This window comes from Mycobacterium sp. IDUB_9, from assembly GCF_055419505.1.
In genome coordinates this window covers 1,519,907-1,538,462 of record NZ_JBVAXU010000001.1, presented here as the reverse complement: position 1 = coordinate 1,538,462, position 18,556 = coordinate 1,519,907, and the positions used below count along the sequence as shown (strand labels likewise).

Here is an 18,556-nt window from a genome sequence, read left to right as displayed (position 1 = left end):
CCACCGTAGTTGCTGGCGGGAACTACGGTGAAAGGATGACGAGCGGTCGGCCATATTTGGGGAGTGTCATTCCGCTTCGCCCGTTGAGCCTGACCGACATCCTCAACGGAGCCGTCGCCTACGTCCGCACCAATCCGAAAGCGACGCTGGGTCTGGCCACCGTGGTCGTTCTCGCGTCGCAGATCATCACGCTTGCACTGCAAGTCGGGCCACTGTCGGCACTCGGCGAATTCGACTCGACGGTGCAGGGTGAGGCGCCGTCGCCCGGGACGCTCGCGGTGTTCGCCACCGGCGCGTTCGTCGGCATCGTCGTCACGACGCTTGCCTCGCTTCTGCTCAGCGGCATGCTCACGGTGGTGATCGGTCGCTCGGTATTCGGCGGGAGCATCACCATCGGTGAGGCCTGGCGGCGGCTCCGCGGACGGTTACCCGCGCTGATCGGGTTGACGGTGCTGCAGGCCCTGGCCCTGGTCGTCTTCGCCGGCGGGGTCGCCGTCGTGATCGTCGGTGCAGACGCGCTCGGCGGCGGGCTGGCGGCGTTCGCCGTCGGGGCGCCGCTGGTGCTGCTCACCCTGGTCGGTGTGCTCTACGTGTCGACGGTTCTGCTGTTCGCCCCCGCGGTGATCGTGCTGGAACACCGCGGCATCGTCGATGCGGTCAAACGGTCATTCGCGTTGGTGAACAAGGACTTCTGGCGCGTCTTCGGCATCTGGGTGCTGTCCTCGATCGTGGCCTCGGTGATCGCCTGGGGGGTGGGTGCGCCGTTCAACGTGGCCGGGCAGATCATGTCGATGGTCGCCGACGGCCCGACGGTGCCGGCGCTGATCCTCGGTGCCGTCGGCGCCGCGATCGGGCAGATCGTCACCGCGCCGTTCAGTGCGGGCGTGGTGGTCCTGCTCTACGCCGACCGGCGGTTCCGGGCCGAGGCGTTCGACCTGATGTTGCAGACGGGTGCGGGTGCACCGGTGGAAACTGCCGACCAACTATGGCTGCCGCGGTACGTCTGAGGTGACAGGCATCGACATCGACCGCGACGCTGCGCACGACGCTGCGCAGAACGAGCTGACCAAGCCGATCTACCCCCGGGCTTCACCGACCGATCAGATCGGGGACTGGCTCAAGGATCTGCTGTACCGGATCACCGCCGCAGGATCCACGATCCCCGGTGGCTGGTTCACCATCTCGGTGCTTGCCATCCTGCTCGTGGTGGCCGTCGTGGTGGCGGTGCGGATCGCACGGCGCACCATGCGTACTGCGCGCGGCGCGGACCGTGCCCTGTTCGGCAGCGCGGAGCTCAGCGCCGCGCAGCACCGCTCCATCGCTGAACAATATGCCGCACAAGGAGATTGGTCGTCCGCGATTCGCCACCGGGTCCGCACCCTGGCCCGTCGCCTTGAGGAGACCGGGGTTCTCGACGCGGTCCCGGGTCGTACTGCCACCGAACTCGCGCGCGACGCCGCGGCGGCGCTACCGGGTCTGTCGGCCCAACTTTTCAGCGCGGCCACCACATTCAACGACGTCACCTACGGCGAACAACCGGGTACCGAATCGGCCTACCGGCAGATCGCCGCGCTCGACGAGGCCCGGGTGCCATGACCACTGCTTCGGTCAAACACCGATTCCGCACGGCACGCTGGGTCCTGTTGGCATTCGCCGTCATCGTCGCGGTGGCCGTGGCGACGGTGTATCTGACCGCACCGCGCCCGGGTGGCGCGATGGATCCCGAGTCGACGTCGCCGGAGGGCACGCACGCGTTGGTCAGTCTGTTGCGGGATCGCGGTGTCGAAGTGATCACCGCCGACGATGTCGACGCGGTGAAACGCGCCGCCCGGCCCGGCACCTTGCTGGTGGTGGCGCAGACGATGTTCCTGTCCAGCGACAAGACCGTGGACCGGCTCATCGATACCCCCGGGGATCTGCTGCTGATCGCGCCGTCCGGGCTCACGCGGGAGAAGCTGGCCCCGCAGATCCGGCTCGGGAAACCGACGGAGTTCGGCGGCGACGAGCCGGATTGTGAACTGCCCGAGGCAAACCGGGCCGGAACAACGCAGCTCGGCACCACCGATACCTACACCGCGGCCGACGGTATACCGCTGACATCGTGCTACGACGGCGCGCTGGTCCGCTACCGCGATGGCCGGCGCACCGTCACCGTGATCGGCACCGGCTCCTTCATGACGAACTCGCGCCTGCTCAAAGAGGGCAACGCGGCACTGGCGATGAATCTGGCCGGGGCTGCTCCGCGGATGATCTGGTATGCGCCACAGCATTTCGAGGCCGAGTCGACCGGGGACGGCACGCTGTCGGATCTGATGCCGCCGCAGGTCCGGTGGATCGTACTGCAGCTGTGTCTGGTGGTCGCACTGTTGGCGGTGGCGCAGGCGCGACGCCTCGGTCCGCTGGTCGCCGAATCCCTGCCGGTGGTGGTCCGCGCTTCGGAGACGGTCGAGGGACGTGGACGGCTGTACCGCTCCCGCCGCGCGCGGGACCGCGCCGCCGACGCGTTACGCACCGCGGTGCTGGGTCGCCTGTTGCCGAGGCTCGGCCTGACCTCCGCCGCGGCACCGCACGCCGTCGCGGCCGCTGTCGCCGCGCGCTGCGGCACCGCGTCGAACACGGTCGGTCACATCCTGTTCGGCCCACCGCCTGCCACCGACGCCGAACTCGTCCACCTCGCACATCAACTCGACGACATCGAAAGGCAGGTCGCGCAGTCGTGACTCAGCCCAACCCGGAGACCACCGCCTCGAAAAACGCCCGTGAAGCACTACTGGCCCTGCGCAATGAGATCGCCAAGGTGGTGGTCGGTCAGGATGCGGTGATCAGCGGACTCGTGGTCGCGCTGCTCTGCCGCGGGCATGTTCTGCTGGAGGGTGTGCCCGGGGTGGCCAAGACCCTGCTGGTGCGCACCCTGGCGGCGGCCCTTCAGTTGGAGTTCAAGCGCGTGCAGTTCACGCCGGACCTGATGCCCGGCGACGTCACCGGTTCCCTGGTTTACGACGCGCGTACCGCCGAGTTCGAGTTCCGCGCCGGTCCGGTGTTCACCAACCTGCTGCTGGCCGATGAGATCAACCGGACACCGCCGAAAACCCAAGCGGCGCTTCTGGAGGCCATGGAGGAGCGTCAGGTCAGCGTCGACGGCACACCCCGGCTGCTGCCCGATCCGTTCATCGTGGCGGCCACGCAGAACCCGATCGAGTACGAGGGCACCTATCAGCTGCCCGAGGCCCAGCTGGACCGTTTCCTGCTCAAGCTCACGGTGCCGTTGCCGCCGCGGGATCAGGAGATCGCGATCCTGAGCCGGCACGCACAGGGCTTCGACCCGCGCGACCTGTCGGCCGTGCGGCCGGTGGCCGGGGCTGCCGAGCTGGCCGCCGGGCGCGAGGCGGTGCGCCAGGTGCTGGTCGGTGACGAGGTGTTGGGCTACATCGTCGACATCGTCGGGGCCACCCGGCATTCCCCGTCGCTCCAACTCGGCGTGTCACCACGCGGTGCGACTGCTCTGCTGGCCACGGCACGGTCCTGGGCCTGGTTGTCCGGCCGCAACTACGTCGCCCCTGACGACGTCAAGGCGATGGCCAGGTCCACGCTGCGCCACCGGGTGGCGCTGCGTCCGGAGGCCGAACTCGAAGGCGCCACCTCCGACGGAGTGCTGGACGGCATCCTGGCCGCCGTCCCGGTGCCACGCTGATGGTTCTCACCGGCCGCGCCGGTCTGGTGGCACTGGTGTGCGTGCTGCCGATCGCGTTGGCCCCATGGCCGGCAATGGCTTTCGTAGTGCTGGCGGCGCTGTTGGCCGGGGCCGTGGCAGCCGATGTCGCGCTCGCCGGCCGCATCGGCGGATTGGAGATCAGCCGCGGCGGCGAGTCGACCACCCGCCTGGGCCAGACCGTCGACGCCGTGCTCACCGTGCACAACACCGGACGACGGGCAGTGCGTGGTGCGGTTCGCGATGCCTGGCCGCCCAGCGCGTCGGCGCAACCGCGCAAGCACCGCGTGAACATCGATGCGGGACAAAAGGTATCCCTGGTCACCCGGTTGCGTCCGGTGCGCCGCGGCGATCAGCGCTGCGAGCTGGTCACGGTGCGCTCGATCGGCCCGCTCGGGCTGGCCGGCCGCCAGCGTGCGCAGCGGCTGCCCGGCCAGGTGCGGGTCCTGCCACCCTTCCTGTCCCGCAAGCACCTGCCGTCCCGGCTGGCCAGGCTGCGGCAGCTGGACGGTGCAATCCCGGTGCTGATCCGCGGCCAGGGCACCGAATTCGATTCACTGCGTGAATATGTCGTCGGTGACGATGTCCGCTCGATCGACTGGCGCGCCACGGCCCGGCGGGCCGACGTGGTGGTGCGCACCTGGCGCCCGGAGCGCGACCGGCGGGTGGTGATCGTGCTCGACACCGGACGCACCTCGGCGGGCCGGGTCGGGGTGGATCCGACCGCACTGGATCCGGGCGGGTGGCCACGACTGGACTGGTCGATGGACGCGGCGCTGCTACTGGCCGCGCTGGCCGCCCGCGCCGGGGATCACGTCGACTTCCTGGCCATCGACCGGGTCACGCGCGCCGGGGTATGGGGCGCCTCGCGCACCGAACTGCTGGCCGCGCTGGTCGCTGCGATGGCTCCGTTGCAGCCTGCGCTGGTGGAATCCGATGCAACCGCGATGGTTTCGGCGGTCTCGCGCCGGGTACGGGGCCGGGCGCTGGTGGTGCTGCTGACCGATTTGAACGCCTCGGCGCTCGACGAGGGGTTGATGACGGTGCTGCCGCTACTGTCGGCGCGCCATCAGCTTCTGCTGGCCGCGGTGTCCGATCCGCGGGTGGACCAGTTGGCGGCGGGTCGCTCCGACGCCGCGCAGATCTATGACGCTGCTGCCGCCGAGCGGGCCCGCAACGATCGCCGGGCCATCGCGTCGCGGCTTCGCGGCCACGGCGTCGACGTGGTCGATGCCCGCCCCGAAGACCTGGCGCCGGCGCTGGCCGACCACTATCTGGCGATGAAGGCCGCGGGCAAGCTCTAACCCGTCGGCACCACGTCGGGGGCGTCCTCGAGGTCGCCGCTCTCCCCGGCCCGTACGGCCTTGCGCCCGAAGTGGAACACGTAACCCAGGAAGGCGAGTTCGGCGGCCACACCGATTCCGATCCGCATCCAGGTGGGCAACGGCGACGGGGTCACCAGGGCCTCGATCAGACCAGATACCAGCAGGACGACGGCCAGCCCGATCGCGGCCGCCACCACCGCCCGGCCCTGTTCGGCGAGCACCTGCGACCGCGGTCGGTCACCGGGCGCGATCACCGTCCAGCCCAGCCGCATCCCCACCGCGGCGGCCAGGAACACTGCGGTCATCTCCAGCAGTCCGTGCGGCGTGATCAGGCCGAGGAACAGATCGCCTTTGCCTGCGCTGAACATCAGCCCGGCGATCAGGCCGAGGTTGGCCGCGTTCTGGAACAGCACGTACGGGATGGGCAGACCGAGCAGGATCGCGAAGGCGATGCACTGCGCGGCCACCCAGGAGTTGTTCACCCAAACCTGCAGGGCAAATGATGTGGCGGGGTGCTCGCTGTAGTACGACGCGAAGTCATGGTTGACCAATTCGTCAATCTCGCTGGGGGTTCCGATTGCCGCGTGCACATCCGGGTTGCCCGACACCCACAGCGCCAGCGCCACGGTCACGATGAAGAACGCCACTGCCGATCCCAGCCACCAGCGCCAGGACCGGTAGGCGACCACCGGGAAGGACACGGTCCAGAACCGGACGAATTCGCGCCAGAGCGGGGCGTGCGCTCCGGTGACCGCGGCACGTGCCCGGGCCACGAGCCCGGACAGCCGCCCCACCAGAACCGAATCCTGCGATGCCGACCGCACCATCGACAGGTGCGTGGAGACCCGCTGATAGAGGTCGACGAGCTCGTCCACCTCGGCGCCGGTCAACCGTCGGCGTCGTTTTATCAACTGTTCCAAGCGGTCCCAGGTGGGGCGATGGGCCACGACGAACGCATCGACATCCACGTGGCAAAGCGTAGTCGGTAGCGTGTGTCGGTATGGTTTGGCAGCCCGCGCCGGTGGTGACCGGGGACGCCGTCGTCCTCGACGTGGCGATCGCCCAGTTGCCGGTGCGCACGCTGGCCGCATTGATCGACATTCTGGTGATCGCCGTCGGCTATGTGACGGGGCTCGTGCTGTGGTCGATAACTCTGAGTCAGCTCGACGACGCGCTGTCGGCGGCCATCCTGATCATTTTCACGGTGCTGACCCTGGTGGGGTATCCGGTGGTGATGGAGACCGCGACCCGTGGCCGGTCGCTGGGCAAGATGGCCTTGGGCCTTCGGGTGGTGGCCGACGACGGCGGCCCGGAACGTTTCCGCCAGGCCCTGTTTCGCGGCCTGGCCGGATTCATCGAGATCTGGATGCTCACCGGTGGACCCGCGGTGATCTGCAGCCTGGTGTCTGCCAAGGGCAAACGCCTCGGCGACATCTTCGCCGGGACCGTGGTGATCAGCGAGCGCGGGCCCAGGCTGAACCCACCGCCGGTCATGCCGCCGGCGCTGGCCTGGTGGGCCGGCTCGCTGGAACTGTCGGGGCTCGGCCCCGAGCAGGCCGAACTGGCCAGGCAGTTCCTGTCCCGCTCGGCCCAACTCGATCCGCGGATACGCCATGAGATGGGACACCGGATCTTCGCCGAGGTGGCCTCGCGCATCTCACCCCCGCCGCCACCGGGCGCGCCGGTCGAATACGTGCTGGCCGCGGTGCTGGCCGAGCGGCACCGTCGAGCCCTTGCCCGGCTGATGCCGCAGGCCCAACCGATGCCCTATCCCTCGCAGTACCCGACCTATCCGTCGCCTCCCACCAGCGGATTCGCCCCTCCCGGCTAGATAGTGGGACACATGTGTCCCATTTTGGCCCAAATGTGCTACATTTTGATTCATGACCAATTCGGCGTCGACGCACAGCGGCCCGCGTGAGCGCACCCGCAAGGCGATTCTCGATGCCGCCATGACGGTCCTGGCCGACAACCCGTCGGCTTCCCTCAGCGATATCGCCACCGCCGCCGACGTCGGCCGCAGCACCGTGCACCGCTACTACCCGGAACGCTCCGATCTGCTGTGCGCCCTGGCTCGGCATGTCCACGAGCTCAGCAACGCGGCGATCGACCGCGCGGATCCCACTCACGGTCCGGCCGATGCGGCACTGCGCCGCGTCGTGGAAAGCCAACTCGACCTGGGCCCCATCGTGATCTTCGTCTACAGCGAGCCGACGATCCTGGCCGATCCCGAACTGGCGGCCTACCTGGACACCGGCGACGAGGCGATCGTCGAGGTGCTCAACCGGGCCTCTGTCGACAGGCCCGAATATCCCCCAGGATGGGCACGGCGGGTGTTCTGGGCCCTGCTGGACGCCGGCTACGAAGCCGCCAAGCAGGACGGCACCCCCCGCCATCAAATCGTCGACGCCATCATGACCAGCCTGACCGCGGGCACCATCCGTCTCCCGCGCGGCTGAACGAAACTTCCTTGGAGCTCCCCGCATGTCCACCTGCCTCGACGGCTCACCGTCGGTGAACTCAACGCCCAAACGCGCCTGGCTGGCACTCGCCGTACTGGCGCTGCCGGTACTCCTGATCGCGGTCGACAACACCGTGCTGGCGTTCGCCCTCCCGGCGATCGCCGAGGATTTCCGGCCCGCGGCATCCACTCAACTGTGGATCGTCGACGTCTACTCGCTGGTGCTGGCCGCACTGCTGGTCGCCATGGGCAGCCTCGGCGACCGGCTGGGCCGGCGCCGGATGCTGTTGATCGGCGCCACCGGTTTCGCGGTGGTGTCGGTGGCGGCCGCCTTCGCACCGAGCGCGCAGTACCTGGTGCTGGCCCGCGCGGTGCTGGGCGTGTTCGGCGCCATGTTGATGCCCTCCACGCTGTCGCTGATCCGCAACATCTTCACCGAGGCCTCCGCACGCCGGCTGGCGATCGCGATCTGGGCGTCCTGCTTCACCGCCGGATCGACCCTCGGCCCCATCGTCGGCGGCGCCTTGCTACAGCATTTCCATTGGGGTTCGGTGTTTCTCGTGGCAGTGCCGATCCTGCTGCCGCTGCTGATCCTGGGGCCGAAGCTGATCCCGGAATCCCGTGACCCCAATCCGGGTCCGCTGGACCTGGTCAGCGTGGCGCTGTCCTTCACCGCCATGCTGCCGATCGTGTGGGCGATCAAGACCGCTGCCCACGACGGGCTGTCATTGTTGGTCGGGTTGGCCCTTGTGGTGGGTGTCGCGTCGGGCGTGCTGTTTGTGCGTCGCCAGAAGCGAAGTGCCACACCGATGCTCGACCTCGGGTTGTTCTCCTACGCACCGTTCAGCTCGTCGATCCTGGCGAACTTCCTGTCCATCGTGGGGTTGATCGGCTTCATCTTCTTCATCTCGCAGCATCTTCAGTTGGTGCTCGGCCTGTCCCCGTTGGCGGCCGGCCTGGTGACTCTGCCCGGCGCCCTGGTGTCGATGGTCGCCGGTATCGGGGTGGTGCAGGCTGCCAAGCGGTTCTCCCCGCAGGCGTTGATGACCACCGGATTGATTTTCGTCGCGCTCGGCTTCCTGATGATCCTGACGTTCCGGCACGACCTGACGGTGATGGCGATCATCGTCTCGTTCATCGTGCTCGAGCTCGGTGTCGGCATCTCGCAGACAGTGTCCAACGACACCATCGTCGCCTCGGTGCCGGCCGCCAAAGCCGGTGCCGCGTCGGCAGTCTCGGAGACCGCCTACGAGCTGGGTGCCGTGATCGGCACCGCCACGCTCGGCACCATCTTCACTGCGTTCTACCGCAACAACATTGCGCTACCGGCCGGCTTGAGTTCGGAGCAGGCGGCCGATGCCGGTGAGAGCATCGGCGGGGCGGTGTCGGTGGCCGCCGAGTTGCCCGCCAAGACCGCTGACGTGCTGATGGATTCGGCCCGCACGGCGTTCGACTCCGGCATCGCACCGACAGCGATCATCGCGGCAACGCTCGCGCTGGCCGCTGCCGGGATCGTCACGGCTGCGTTCCGCAAGCAGGCTCAGCGGTAGGCAAGCCCAGCCAACATCAGCGCCGAACCGACGAACCCGGTGGCGGTGCGGACATGGTTCCACGCCGTCCAGGTCGCGAAGTAGGACTCCCATTCGGCGGCCGCATCCGCCAGGTCGACCTGGTCGAGGTGGTTGTTGAGCGGCACGTTGAACGCCATGGTGACCACCATGCCGAGGACCCCGAAGACCGCACCGGCCAGTAGGTACCAACTGCCCGGGCGGCCGATCTGGGCCACCGCGATCACGCCGACGGTCAACGAGAGCAGCGCGGAGCCCAGCAGGAACAGCAGGAACGGCGCGTTGGTGTTGGCTTCGGCGTTCATACCGCGCATAGCGGCGATCGCGGCGGCCGGCCCGGTGCGGTCGAGGCCGCGCATCACGAAGGTGGAGAACGCGTAGAAGATTCCGCCGGCGGCGGCACTTCCGAGAGCGGCAGCTGCGGTGAGTACGACGACGGGGGTGCTGGTCATGGTTTCAGTCAACGGCGTCGATTCGAGACGTTCCATGGCCGAGACTCCCGATTCCATACGTGATCGTCTCGCACTACCCGGGTGTCAAGATGAGTCCATGACGTTCGACGAGTTGGTGGCCGAAGCGGATGCGGCATCCGTGGACGGCTGGGACTTCTCGTGGCTGCGGGGTCGGGCTACCGAGGCCCGGCCGACGTGGGGCTATCAGCGTTTGATGAGCCGTCGTTTGACGACCGTGTCCTCGGCGCTGGACATCCAGACCGGCGGCGGTGAGGTGCTCGCCGGTGCGGCGGCGTTCCCACCGACCATGGCGGCCACCGAATCCTGGCCGCCCAACCTGGACCGCGCGACCCGGCTGCTCGGCCCGCGCGGAGTCGTCGTGGTCGCCGATCCCGACGAGCCGCCGCTGCCGTTCGCCGATGCGGCGTTCGAGCTGATCCTCAGCCGGCATCCGGCCACCGTGTGGTGGGACGAGATCGCGCGCGTACTGCGCCCCGGCGGCACCTACTTCGCCCAACACGTCGGCCCGGCAAGCGTTTTCGAGCTCACCGAGTTCTTCCTCGGCCCGCAGCCACAGGCCCGTCGGGCCCGTGATCCCGACGTCGAATGTGCCGCCGCGCGCGACGCCGGCCTCGACATCGTCGACCTGCGTGCCGAGCGGCTGCGTATGGAGTTCTTCGACATCGGCGCGGTGGTGTATTTCCTGCGCAAGGTCATCTGGATCGTGCCCGGCTTCACCGTCGCGGCCCATCGTGACAGGCTCGCCGCGCTGCACCAGCAGATCGAGGCCGACGGATCGTTCGTCGCGCACTCATCGCGGCATCTGATCGAGGCGCGAAAGCCGGACTGAGCGTTACCCTACCGGGGTGGACGCCCTGGTCGGATTGCTCGACGGCGTACGCGCACGGGGCGCATTCGTGTTGCGGCTCCGCATGGATTCGCCGTGGTCACTCGCCATCCGCGACGAAGCCCCGCTGGCTCTGATCTGCCAGACGCGCGGCGACGCCGTCATCGTCGGCGAGCACAGCGGCATGTTCCGGCTCGGCCCCGGCGACGTCGCGGTGACCCGCGGCACCGAGAACTACGTCTTCGCCGACGATCCGGCCACGCCGCCCAGCGTGATCATCAATCCCGGACAGCAGTGCACCACGCTGTCCGGGGAGGATCTGCATTTCGAGATGTCGCTCGGGCTACGCAGCTGGGGCAACAGCGTCGAGGGGGCCGCGGAGTCGATCGTCTGCGCCTACGAAGGCCGCAGCGAGGTCAGCGCCCGCCTCCTCGACGCGCTGCCTGCGGTACTGGTGTTGCGCGCCGAAGAGTGGGACACCCCGCTGATCGATCTGCTGTCGGCCGAGGCCGGCCGCGACGGGTCCGGGCAGGAGGCCTATCTGGATCGACTGCTCGACCTGCTGCTGATCGCGGTCCTGCGCACCTGGTTCGACCGGGACGGCAATGCACCGCGCTGGTGGCAGGCCGAACAGGATGCCGTCGTCGGGCCTGCGCTCAAGCTGATCTACAACAACCCGGCGCATCCCTGGACGGTGTCCGATCTCGCTGCGGCAGTGGGTTGTTCGCGTGCGGTGTTCGCGCGTCGGTTCGCCGATCAGGTCGGTGAACCGCCTATCGCGTTCCTCACCGGTTGGCGCCTGGCATTGGCGGCCGACCTGCTGCGGGGCAGCGAGTCCACGATCGCCGCCGTCGCCCGACAGGTCGGCTACTCCACACCTTTCGCGTTGAGCAGCGCGTTCAAGCGCTCGTACGGAGTCAGCCCGAACGAGCATCGGGCGGTTTGATCGCGAAAGTGACGCTACGGTCGCGATTTGCGACGCGCAGCGACCCTGGCGTCACTCTGGCGGGATCAACTAGGAGCTGCAGGCCGATTGGCCCGGGCCGCCACCGCGCCGGCGATCGACGTGGTCGCGATGGTCAGCAGCGCGCCGAGCATCAGGGCCGCGGGCTCGCCTGGCGCCAACAGGTGCTGCTCGGTGCCCAGAGTGGCGGCCGCGACCGGGACGCCGAGCTGGGCAGCTGAGAACACCGCGAGTGTCACCGGCTGGCCGAACAGCCGGCCAGCGCAGTGTGCGAGGACCGCGCCGAGGCCCAATGCCACGCCGAGCGCGATGAATTCGGGATGGTCACCGAGTTCGCGCACCTGCAGCGAGGCGCCGAGCCAGACGAAGAACAACGGGCCGAAGAACCCGTCGGTGATACCGAACAACTGCCTGGCCAGCCGGCGGGGCTCCCCGATCGCCGACACCACCAGGCCCAGCGCGAATCCGGCGAGCATGATCGAGACGTGGGTGGTCAACGCGACCGCCGAAAGTCCGAACAGGAAGATCAGGCTGAACCGAAGCTCGAGCGCGAACTTGTGCTTCGCTGAGTAGTGGTGCACGCGGCGACGCAGACCCCGCGCATACCCGGCCCGCAATACGAGGAAGAGCGCGCCCGCACAGCCCGCGATGGCCAGCGCCCCCATGGCGGCACGGGGGGCTCGCTGGATGTCGATCACCAACGGCAGCAACATGATCGATGCGGTGTCGGCGATGGCGATCTGCGCGGTGACGGACAGCACGGGTGGTCCCTCCAGCCGTAGCCCGTCGATGACGGGCAGCGCCAGGGCTGCCGACGAGGACGCCATGACCACGGCGTACAGCGCCGCGTGCCCGGTGCCGAACGCGCGCGCGATCACGACGCCGAGCACCGCGGCCACCACACCGACGAAGACAGCCCGCAGGAGCGCCCCGGGGATCGCGGTACGCAGCGTCCTGTCGCGCACCGGGACATGGGTGCCGACGACAAACATCACCAAGGCGAAGCCGATGTTGGCCAGCAGGGTGAACGTCGGGTCACTGTAATCGACGATTCCGAATCCGGTTCTGCCAACTACGATCCCAGCCATCAACTCACCGATCACCACGGGGATGCGCAACCGCGGCACGGTCGCCAGCGCCGGTCCGGTCAGGCCGATGACCGCGACCAGCGCCAGTGTGTCGAACCCGAACCCTGCCACCTCAGCCCGTCATACCTGCCAGGAAACCAGATGGCACGGTATCGGGGTGTTCTCGTCGGTGACATAGCTCGCGCACACCCGGTGATAGCCGTCGGCGATCTGCAACAGCACACCGCCGACCGCCTGGCCGCGCGGCTCGCAGGATGTCTTTCGCCTTGCGGTACACCACCTCCGCCGTCTGCAGAGCCGCCACCGTGTCCGTCACGGCAGCGGTCTCGGCGATCAGGCTGAGATAGTCGGCGGCGGCGTCATAGTCGTGCTCCTCGGGAGAATCGAGCCACTTCACGGCCATTGGCCCAGATTAGGCGCTGATCCAGTTCCCGTGGAACCCGTAGGGCACTCGGCGCGGCAGTTTGATGGTGGCGACGGGCTTTCCGCTGAAGTCCGATGCATCCAGAATCACGAGATCACTGCCGTCCCGCTCGGGGTTGTAGACGTAGCCCAGGTACCACCCGTTGCTCTCGTCGGCCGGACCCGCGCCGGGGACGAACACGGCTTCCCCCGGTCCGCCGGATCCGAGTTCGTGCCGCACGCCTGCGCCGGTGGTCAGGTCGTAACGGATCCAGGCGTTGGCCGCGACGGAGACCGCGTACCGCGCAGGCAGACCCGCCAGCCGATCGTCTATGCGCGGGAACTCCACCCCGCGGTCGTCGAGCGGGCGTTCGCGCACCGTCCCGGCGTTCAGGTCGATCCGCCATTCCCACAACACTCCCTCGACGTCGAACCCGCCGTCGTTTCGCCACAGCTCGGGGTAGCGAACTGCTTGCAGCACAATCGAATTACCCTCGTCGTGGGCATTGACGACGTGGAACACGTAACACGGATCGATGTCGAACCACCGGATCAGTGCGGCGGGATCGTCCCGGCGCAGTACGCCGAACCGGGCGCCGTAGTCATCGCTCCAGCGGTAGGGCATGTCACCTTCACCCTTGACCGCGATGTCGAGGTCGAACACCACCGGCAGGTCCATGAAGACGACGTGGTCCGCGGTCATCGCGAAGTCGTGCATCATGGTGTGCGCCTTGACGTCTATCGGCTGGCTGATCGTCAGTGCACCGTCGGCGTCGGCACGGTGATAGGTGACGTAGGGCTCGAAGATGCTGCCGTAGCCGAAGAAATGCAGCTCGCCGGTCGTCGGGCAGATCTTGGGATGCGCCGTCATCGAGTCGACGAGCTTGCCGCCGAAGTCGTAGGCGCCCACGGTTTCCAGGTCATTGGTGATCTCGTAGGGCAGTGAGGATTCCACGAGCGCCAGGGTCTTCCCCGCGTGATTGACCACGTGGGTGTTGGCGACGGCGGAGCGCAGGTTGCGGGTGCCGTCCTGGTTGTACAGCGGGAAGTCCTTGATGAAGCTGTCGGTCCGGACCCAGCGGTTGCGGTACCACTTGGCCGCGCCCTTCTCGATGCGAATGCCGTGGATCATGCCGTCGCCGGTGAACCAGTGCTCTCCTGCCTGACGCGGGTTGGGCCCGTTGCGCAGGTACCAGCCCTCGAGTTCGGCGGGAATGGCGCCTTCGACGGGCAGGTCGTGTTCGGTGAGTTCGTCGGCGACGGGAGCGTAGTTGCCGCGCCGGAAAAAGTCGCGTTCGCCGATGGGCAGGGCTGAAGTCATGCACCCCACGGTGACATTCCATAACTGACATGTCAATAGTGAAATGTAGACTCGCGGGCATGAGTCTGCGCATGGCGGCACTTGGCCTGTTGGCACAGCACCCCGGCAGCGGGTACGACCTGCTCAGGCGGTTCGAGAAATCGATGGCGAACGTCTGGCCCGCCACCCAGAGCCAGCTGTACGGCGAGCTCAACAAGCTGGCCGAATCCGGCCTCATCGAGGTCTCGGCCATCGGTCCGCGCGGCCGCAAGGAGTACCGCGTCACCCCGGCCGGCCGCACCGAACTGAGGCGCTGGATCACCAACCCGGCCGACGATCCGCCCGAGCGCAGCGCCGGACTGCTACGGGTGTTCCTGCTCGGAGAATTGCCCCGCGACCAGGCGCTCGACCATCTCGCCACACTGGCCGCCCAGTCCGAATCCGAAGTGACACGGCTCAGAGAACTGGAAGCAGCCATTTCCTGGGCCGACACCGACGAGGACCGGTACGGGCACGCAGCCCTGGAGTACGGCCTGCGCTTCAACAGGATGCAAGCCGAGTGGGCACATTGGCTCAAGAAGACACTCGACAACCGATAGATCCCGATATATCGTTGACGCATCGGAAGCGCTGACAGCGCTCCTCCACGACAACGAAGGACCTATCCCAATGACCAACGCATTCAATTCACCCGGCGGCTTCGGCTTCGTACCCCTCGGCCGCGAAGAAGCGCGCCTCATGTTCCACCAGGCCCGTGCCGCACGCCGCGACATGCGCCAACAGATGCGCGCCCAGGCAGAGGCCGCCCGTGAGGGCGTCGACGCCAGCTGCCAGACCGGATTCGGCTTCGACCCGCGCGGCGGGCGAGGGCTCGGCTTCGGATTCGGGCCCGGCCCCCTCGGCGGACCCCTTGGCGGCCCCCTGGGCGGACCGTTCGGCGGGCACCGCGGACGTGGCGGTCGACGCGGTCGACGCGGCGATGTCCGCGCAGCCATCCTGACCCTGCTGGCCGAACGGCCCATGCACGGCTATGAGATGACCCAGGAGATCGCCGCCCGCAGCCACAACCTGTGGAAGCCCAGCCCGGGCTCGGTGTACCCCACCCTGCAACTGCTGGTAGACGAAGGCCTGATCGCCCCGACCGAAACCGAGGGCAGCAAGAAGACTTTCGAGCTGACCGACGAAGGGCGTCAGGCCGCGGCCGCCATCGAAACACCACCCTGGGAACAGATCACCGAAGACGCCGACCCGGCTGCGATGAACCTCCGCGGCGCGCTCGGCCAGTTGATGGCCGCCGTCGGGCAGTCGAGCTTCACCGCCAGCGAGGACCAGCAAAAGCGCATCCTCGACATCGTCAACAACGCCCGCCGCGAGGTCTACCAGGTCCTCGGCGAGGAGTAGCGGCCCGTAGGCTGCCTGTGTGAGCAGCCTCGTCACAATCATCGCGCCGGCCGTCGTCGCAGTTCTGACCGCGGCCGGCGCGGTCATCGGACTTCAATTCCGTGATGTCGACGCCTACGAGCGCCGGCGCGGCATCTGGCAGTGGCTTCTGGTCCTGCTCGCCGCCGCCGCGACGATGGGGGCCGTCGGCTCGGCGTCCGGTGTCGGCACCGGCGACCTGCGGGAAGCCATCATCATGGCGGTGGTCGGCGTGGGTGCCGTCATCGTCGCCCATGTGATGTGGCGGCGACGCGTCCCCGATGCCGAGCCCCGCAACATTGCGATCGCGACCGCCGCGGCCGCGTGCGCGGTCCTGGTGATCGTGGGAGTGACCGCACTGACGTACACCGGAAACAAGGGCTGCCGGCAAGCCCAGCTACTGGTGGATTACACCCGCGCGAGCTCCGGCGCGGTCATGCCTGCGTTCGACACCAATCAGGGTCCGACGGTGGGTGACTACGAGAACTGGTCGAAACTGATCCGTGAGGCGGCCGACCAGGTGACCGACGGCGAGACCGCGCAGCACGCCCACCGGATAGGCGAGCTCGCCGGGCAGATCACCGACGCCGTCCGCAACAAAGACAAGGCCACGCACGCAATTCTCGGCACGCAGTATTTCGACGAGCTCAACGCGATCATCGCCAAGTGTCAGCGGCAGTAGGTCAGTCGATCTCGACCCAGTCCAGGGTGCGCTCAACGGCTTTGCGCCAACCGGCGTAACCCCCGGAGCGCTGCGCGTCATCCCACTGAGGGCTCCAGCGCTGACCTTCCTGCCAGTTGGCCCGTAGATCGTCGGGGCTCGCCCAGAATCCCACCGCGAGCCCGGCCGCATATGCCGCGCCCAGCGCCGTGGTCTCGGCCACCACGGGTTTGATCACGTCGACTCCCAGCACGTCGGCCTGGATCTGCATGCACAGCGCATTGGCGGTGATGCCGCCGTCGACCTTCAAAACCTCAAGGTGCACACCGGAATCGGCTTCCATGGCCTCTACCACGTCGCGGCTCTGATAACAGATCGCCTCCAGAGTGGCCCGCGCCAGGTGGGCGTTGGTGTTGAAGCGGGACAGCCCGACGATCACGCCCCGGGCGTCCGAGCGCCAGTACGGGGCGAACAGCCCGGAGAAGGCGGGGACGAAGTAGACGCCGCCGTTGTCCGCGACCTGCCTGGCCAGTGCCTCGCTCTGCGCCGCCCCGCTGATGATGCCCAACTGATCACGCAGCCACTGCACTGCGGACCCGGTCACCGCAATCGAACCCTCAAGGGCGTAAACAGGTTTCGAGTCACCGAACTGGTAGCACACCGTGGTGAGCAGTCCGTTCTCCGACCGCACGATCTTCTCGCCCGTATTGAGCAGCAGGAAATTTCCTGTGCCGTAAGTGTTCTTGGCCTCCCCCGGTTCCAGGCACACCTGGCCCACCATGGCGGCCTGCTGGTCGCCCAGAATTCCCGTCACCGGCACCTGCCCGGCCAGCGGGCCGTTGTCCCGGGTGATCCCGAACGAGGCCGGGTACGACGACGGCTTGATCTCGGGCATCATCTGCCGCGGAATGGAGAAGAAGGACAACAGTTCATCGTCCCAGTCCAGGGTCTCCAGGTTCATCAACATGGTGCGGCTGGCGTTGGTGACGTCGGTGACGTGCACGCCACCGCGGTAGCCGCCGGTGAGGTTCCAGGTCACCCACGTGTCGGACGTTCCGAAGATCGCGTCGCCGTTCTCCGCATCGCGCCGCACCCCGTCGACGTTGTCGAGGATCCACTGAATCTTGCCGCCCGAGAAGTACGTCGCGGGCGGTAACCCGGCCTTGCGCCGGATCACGTCCCCGCGGCCGTCTCGGTCCAGCGCGGCCGCGATGCGGTCGGTGCGGGTGTCCTGCCAGACGATGGCGTTGTGGTACGGCCGGCCGGTGTGGCGGTTCCAGACGAGCGTGGTCTCCCGCTGGTTGGTGATGCCCAGTGCGGCAAGGTCTCCGGACACCAGGTTGGTCTTGTTCAGTGCGGTCATGATCGCCGCAGAGGTGCGTTCCCAGATCTCGACCGGGTTGTGTTCCACCCACCCGGCCCGGGGCAGGATCTGCTGGTGCTCGAGCTGATGGCGGCCCACCTCGGCACCGGCATGATCGAAGATCATGCACCGGGTGCTGGTGGTGCCCTGGTCGATCGCAGCTACGAAGTCGGCCACTGTGCCCCTTTCCCGGGTCGCTGTCGCTTCTGCCCTCCGAAACGTCCATCATGGCTTACATGGCTCCCGACCCCCCAGATATCGACCGGATGCCACGGGGCGGGTTCCGCGCCTCGTGTTTGGACCGCCTGCTCGAGACCGACCGGCTGGAGTACCTCGACCGCGACGACGTCAGCGTTTCGGTCAAGCATCAGGTGATCGGGGCCCTGGACTGGACCGGACGGTTCTTCAAGAACCATCAGCGCTTTGCCGCGATCGCGCTCGACCTGGTCGCTGATGTGCCCGATCCACGAATCCTGGAGTTGGGTGCCGGGCACGGCGGGGTGTCGCGTCAACTGCTGGCCGATCACCCGTCGGCGCGGGTCACCGTCACCGACCTCGACGCGGAATCGGTGGCCCGCATCGCCGCGAGCGATCTCGGCAACCATCCCCGGGCCGAGGTCCGCCAGCTGGACGCCACCGCGATCGACGCCGCCGACGACAGTTACGACCTGGTCCTGTTCGCGCTCTCGTTCCACCATCTGCACCCGGTGCAGGCCGCGCGGGTGTTCGCCGAGGGCACCCGGGTCGCCGACACGCTGCTGATCATCGACCTCCCCCGGCCGCCGGCTCCACTGCACCTGTTGCGCCTGGCGACGATGCTCCCGGCGGCGGTGCTGCTTCCGTTCGCGCACGACGGCGTCATCAGCTCACTGCGCAGCTACAGCCCATCGGCATTGCGCAGCCTGGCGCGGCACGCCGACCCGTCGATCGAGCTCACGCTGCGTAGCGGGCTGAACCAGCCTCAGATCGTCATTGCCAGACGCGGCCGGTGAATCCC

At 67.9% G+C, this 18,556-nt stretch carries 19 protein-coding genes and 1 pseudogene; 14 read left to right on the top strand and 6 right to left on the bottom strand.

Features of this window, described 5'->3' with window-relative positions; all coding sequences use genetic code 11:
- Positions 1-35 precede the first annotated feature (35 nt).
- The 5 genes from ACZY08_RS07465 to ACZY08_RS07445 are packed head-to-tail and all read left to right on the top strand — an operon-like array spanning position 36 to position 5,013.
- Entirely contained in the window at positions 36-1,007 is a 972-nt protein-coding gene (locus tag ACZY08_RS07465; RefSeq protein WP_463743902.1) for a DUF7847 domain-containing protein, read from the top strand.
- Position 1,008: 1 nt separating this feature from the next.
- Positions 1,009-1,596: a DUF4129 domain-containing protein gene (locus tag ACZY08_RS07460; RefSeq protein WP_463743901.1), complete on the top strand. Its 588-nt coding sequence runs from the start codon at positions 1,009-1,011 to the stop codon at positions 1,594-1,596.
- The gene (locus tag ACZY08_RS07455) at positions 1,593-2,720 is read left to right on the top strand and encodes a DUF4350 domain-containing protein (RefSeq protein WP_463743900.1); all 1,128 of its coding nucleotides are present in this window, start codon (positions 1,593-1,595) and stop codon (positions 2,718-2,720) included. Before ACZY08_RS07460 ends, ACZY08_RS07455 begins: the two co-directional genes overlap by 4 nt.
- Positions 2,717-3,691 carry an AAA family ATPase gene (locus ACZY08_RS07450; RefSeq protein WP_463743899.1) on the top strand — a complete coding sequence of 325 codons (975 nt, stop codon included), beginning with the start codon at positions 2,717-2,719 and terminating at the stop codon, positions 3,689-3,691. The genes ACZY08_RS07455 and ACZY08_RS07450 overlap by 4 nt, the downstream gene beginning before the upstream one ends.
- On the top strand, positions 3,691-5,013 hold the full coding sequence (locus ACZY08_RS07445) for a DUF58 domain-containing protein (protein WP_463743898.1): 1,323 nt from the start codon (positions 3,691-3,693) through the stop codon (positions 5,011-5,013). The genes ACZY08_RS07450 and ACZY08_RS07445 overlap by 1 nt, the downstream gene beginning before the upstream one ends.
- Here the strand turns inward: ACZY08_RS07445 and ACZY08_RS07440 are convergent.
- A complete protein-coding gene (locus ACZY08_RS07440; RefSeq protein WP_463743897.1) occupies positions 5,010-6,002 on the bottom strand; it encodes a stage II sporulation protein M in 993 nt (330 codons plus the stop codon). The genes ACZY08_RS07445 and ACZY08_RS07440 overlap by 4 nt on opposite strands.
- 32 nt (positions 6,003-6,034) lie before the next feature.
- Between ACZY08_RS07440 and ACZY08_RS07435 the strand changes: the two genes are divergently transcribed.
- The 3 genes from ACZY08_RS07435 to lfrA are packed head-to-tail and all read left to right on the top strand — an operon-like array spanning position 6,035 to position 9,045.
- Positions 6,035-6,865, top strand: coding sequence for an RDD family protein (locus tag ACZY08_RS07435; RefSeq protein ID WP_463743896.1), 831 nt, complete (start codon positions 6,035-6,037; stop codon positions 6,863-6,865).
- A 52-nt stretch (positions 6,866-6,917) separates the two neighbouring features.
- Positions 6,918-7,493: a TetR/AcrR family transcriptional regulator gene (locus tag ACZY08_RS07430; protein ID WP_463743895.1), complete on the top strand. Its 576-nt coding sequence runs from the start codon at positions 6,918-6,920 to the stop codon at positions 7,491-7,493.
- Between the two features lie 25 nt (positions 7,494-7,518).
- Positions 7,519-9,045, top strand: a complete 1,527-nt coding sequence (gene lfrA / locus ACZY08_RS07425; RefSeq protein ID WP_463743894.1) for an efflux MFS transporter LfrA — start codon at positions 7,519-7,521, stop codon at positions 9,043-9,045.
- Here lfrA and ACZY08_RS07420 read toward each other — a convergent pair.
- Positions 9,036-9,515 carry an anthrone oxygenase family protein gene (locus ACZY08_RS07420; protein ID WP_463743893.1) on the bottom strand — a complete coding sequence of 160 codons (480 nt, stop codon included), beginning with the start codon at positions 9,513-9,515 and terminating at the stop codon, positions 9,036-9,038. The two genes, lfrA and ACZY08_RS07420, sit on opposite strands and share 10 nt — an antisense overlap.
- Positions 9,516-9,612: 97 nt before the next feature.
- On the opposite strand from ACZY08_RS07420, the gene ACZY08_RS07415 reads away from it, so the two are divergent.
- Entirely contained in the window at positions 9,613-10,365 is a 753-nt protein-coding gene (locus ACZY08_RS07415; protein WP_463743892.1) for a class I SAM-dependent methyltransferase, read from the top strand.
- 16 nt (positions 10,366-10,381) lie between these two features.
- Entirely contained in the window at positions 10,382-11,308 is a 927-nt protein-coding gene (locus tag ACZY08_RS07410; RefSeq protein WP_463743891.1) for an AraC family transcriptional regulator, read from the top strand.
- A gap of 65 nt (positions 11,309-11,373) precedes the next feature.
- Here the strand turns inward: ACZY08_RS07410 and ACZY08_RS07405 are convergent, their stop codons facing one another.
- The 3 genes and pseudogenes from ACZY08_RS07405 to ACZY08_RS07395 form a co-directional block, all read right to left on the bottom strand.
- Positions 11,374-12,525 carry a cation:proton antiporter gene (locus ACZY08_RS07405; RefSeq protein ID WP_463743890.1) on the bottom strand — a complete coding sequence of 384 codons (1,152 nt, stop codon included), beginning with the start codon at positions 12,523-12,525 and terminating at the stop codon, positions 11,374-11,376.
- Between the two features lie 9 nt (positions 12,526-12,534).
- Positions 12,535-12,817: pseudogene (locus tag ACZY08_RS07400) on the bottom strand (hypothetical protein).
- Positions 12,818-12,826: 9 nt separating this feature from the next.
- Positions 12,827-14,137, bottom strand: coding sequence for a carotenoid oxygenase family protein (locus tag ACZY08_RS07395; protein WP_463743889.1), 1,311 nt, complete (start codon positions 14,135-14,137; stop codon positions 12,827-12,829).
- Positions 14,138-14,196: 59 nt separating this feature from the next.
- On the opposite strand from ACZY08_RS07395, the gene ACZY08_RS07390 reads away from it, so the two are divergent.
- From ACZY08_RS07390 to ACZY08_RS07380, 3 genes are all read left to right on the top strand, one after another.
- Positions 14,197-14,715 (top strand): PadR family transcriptional regulator, encoded by a 519-nt coding sequence (locus ACZY08_RS07390; protein WP_463743888.1) that lies wholly within the window; start codon positions 14,197-14,199, stop codon positions 14,713-14,715.
- 70 nt (positions 14,716-14,785) lie between these two features.
- Positions 14,786-15,517, top strand: coding sequence for a PadR family transcriptional regulator (locus ACZY08_RS07385; RefSeq protein ID WP_463743887.1), 732 nt, complete (start codon positions 14,786-14,788; stop codon positions 15,515-15,517).
- Between the two features lie 19 nt (positions 15,518-15,536).
- Positions 15,537-16,217, top strand: a complete 681-nt coding sequence (locus ACZY08_RS07380; RefSeq protein WP_463743886.1) for a hypothetical protein — start codon at positions 15,537-15,539, stop codon at positions 16,215-16,217.
- A 1-nt stretch (position 16,218) separates the two neighbouring features.
- Here the strand turns inward: ACZY08_RS07380 and glpK are convergent, their stop codons facing one another.
- On the bottom strand, positions 16,219-17,685 hold the full coding sequence (glpK, locus tag ACZY08_RS07375; RefSeq protein WP_463744183.1) for a glycerol kinase GlpK: 1,467 nt from the start codon (positions 17,683-17,685) through the stop codon (positions 16,219-16,221).
- Between the two features lie 101 nt (positions 17,686-17,786).
- On the opposite strand from glpK, the gene ACZY08_RS07370 reads away from it, so the two are divergent.
- Complete coding sequence (locus tag ACZY08_RS07370) at positions 17,787-18,551, top strand: class I SAM-dependent methyltransferase (RefSeq protein ID WP_463743885.1); 765 nt, start codon at positions 17,787-17,789, stop codon at positions 18,549-18,551.
- Positions 18,552-18,556 lie beyond the last annotated feature (5 nt).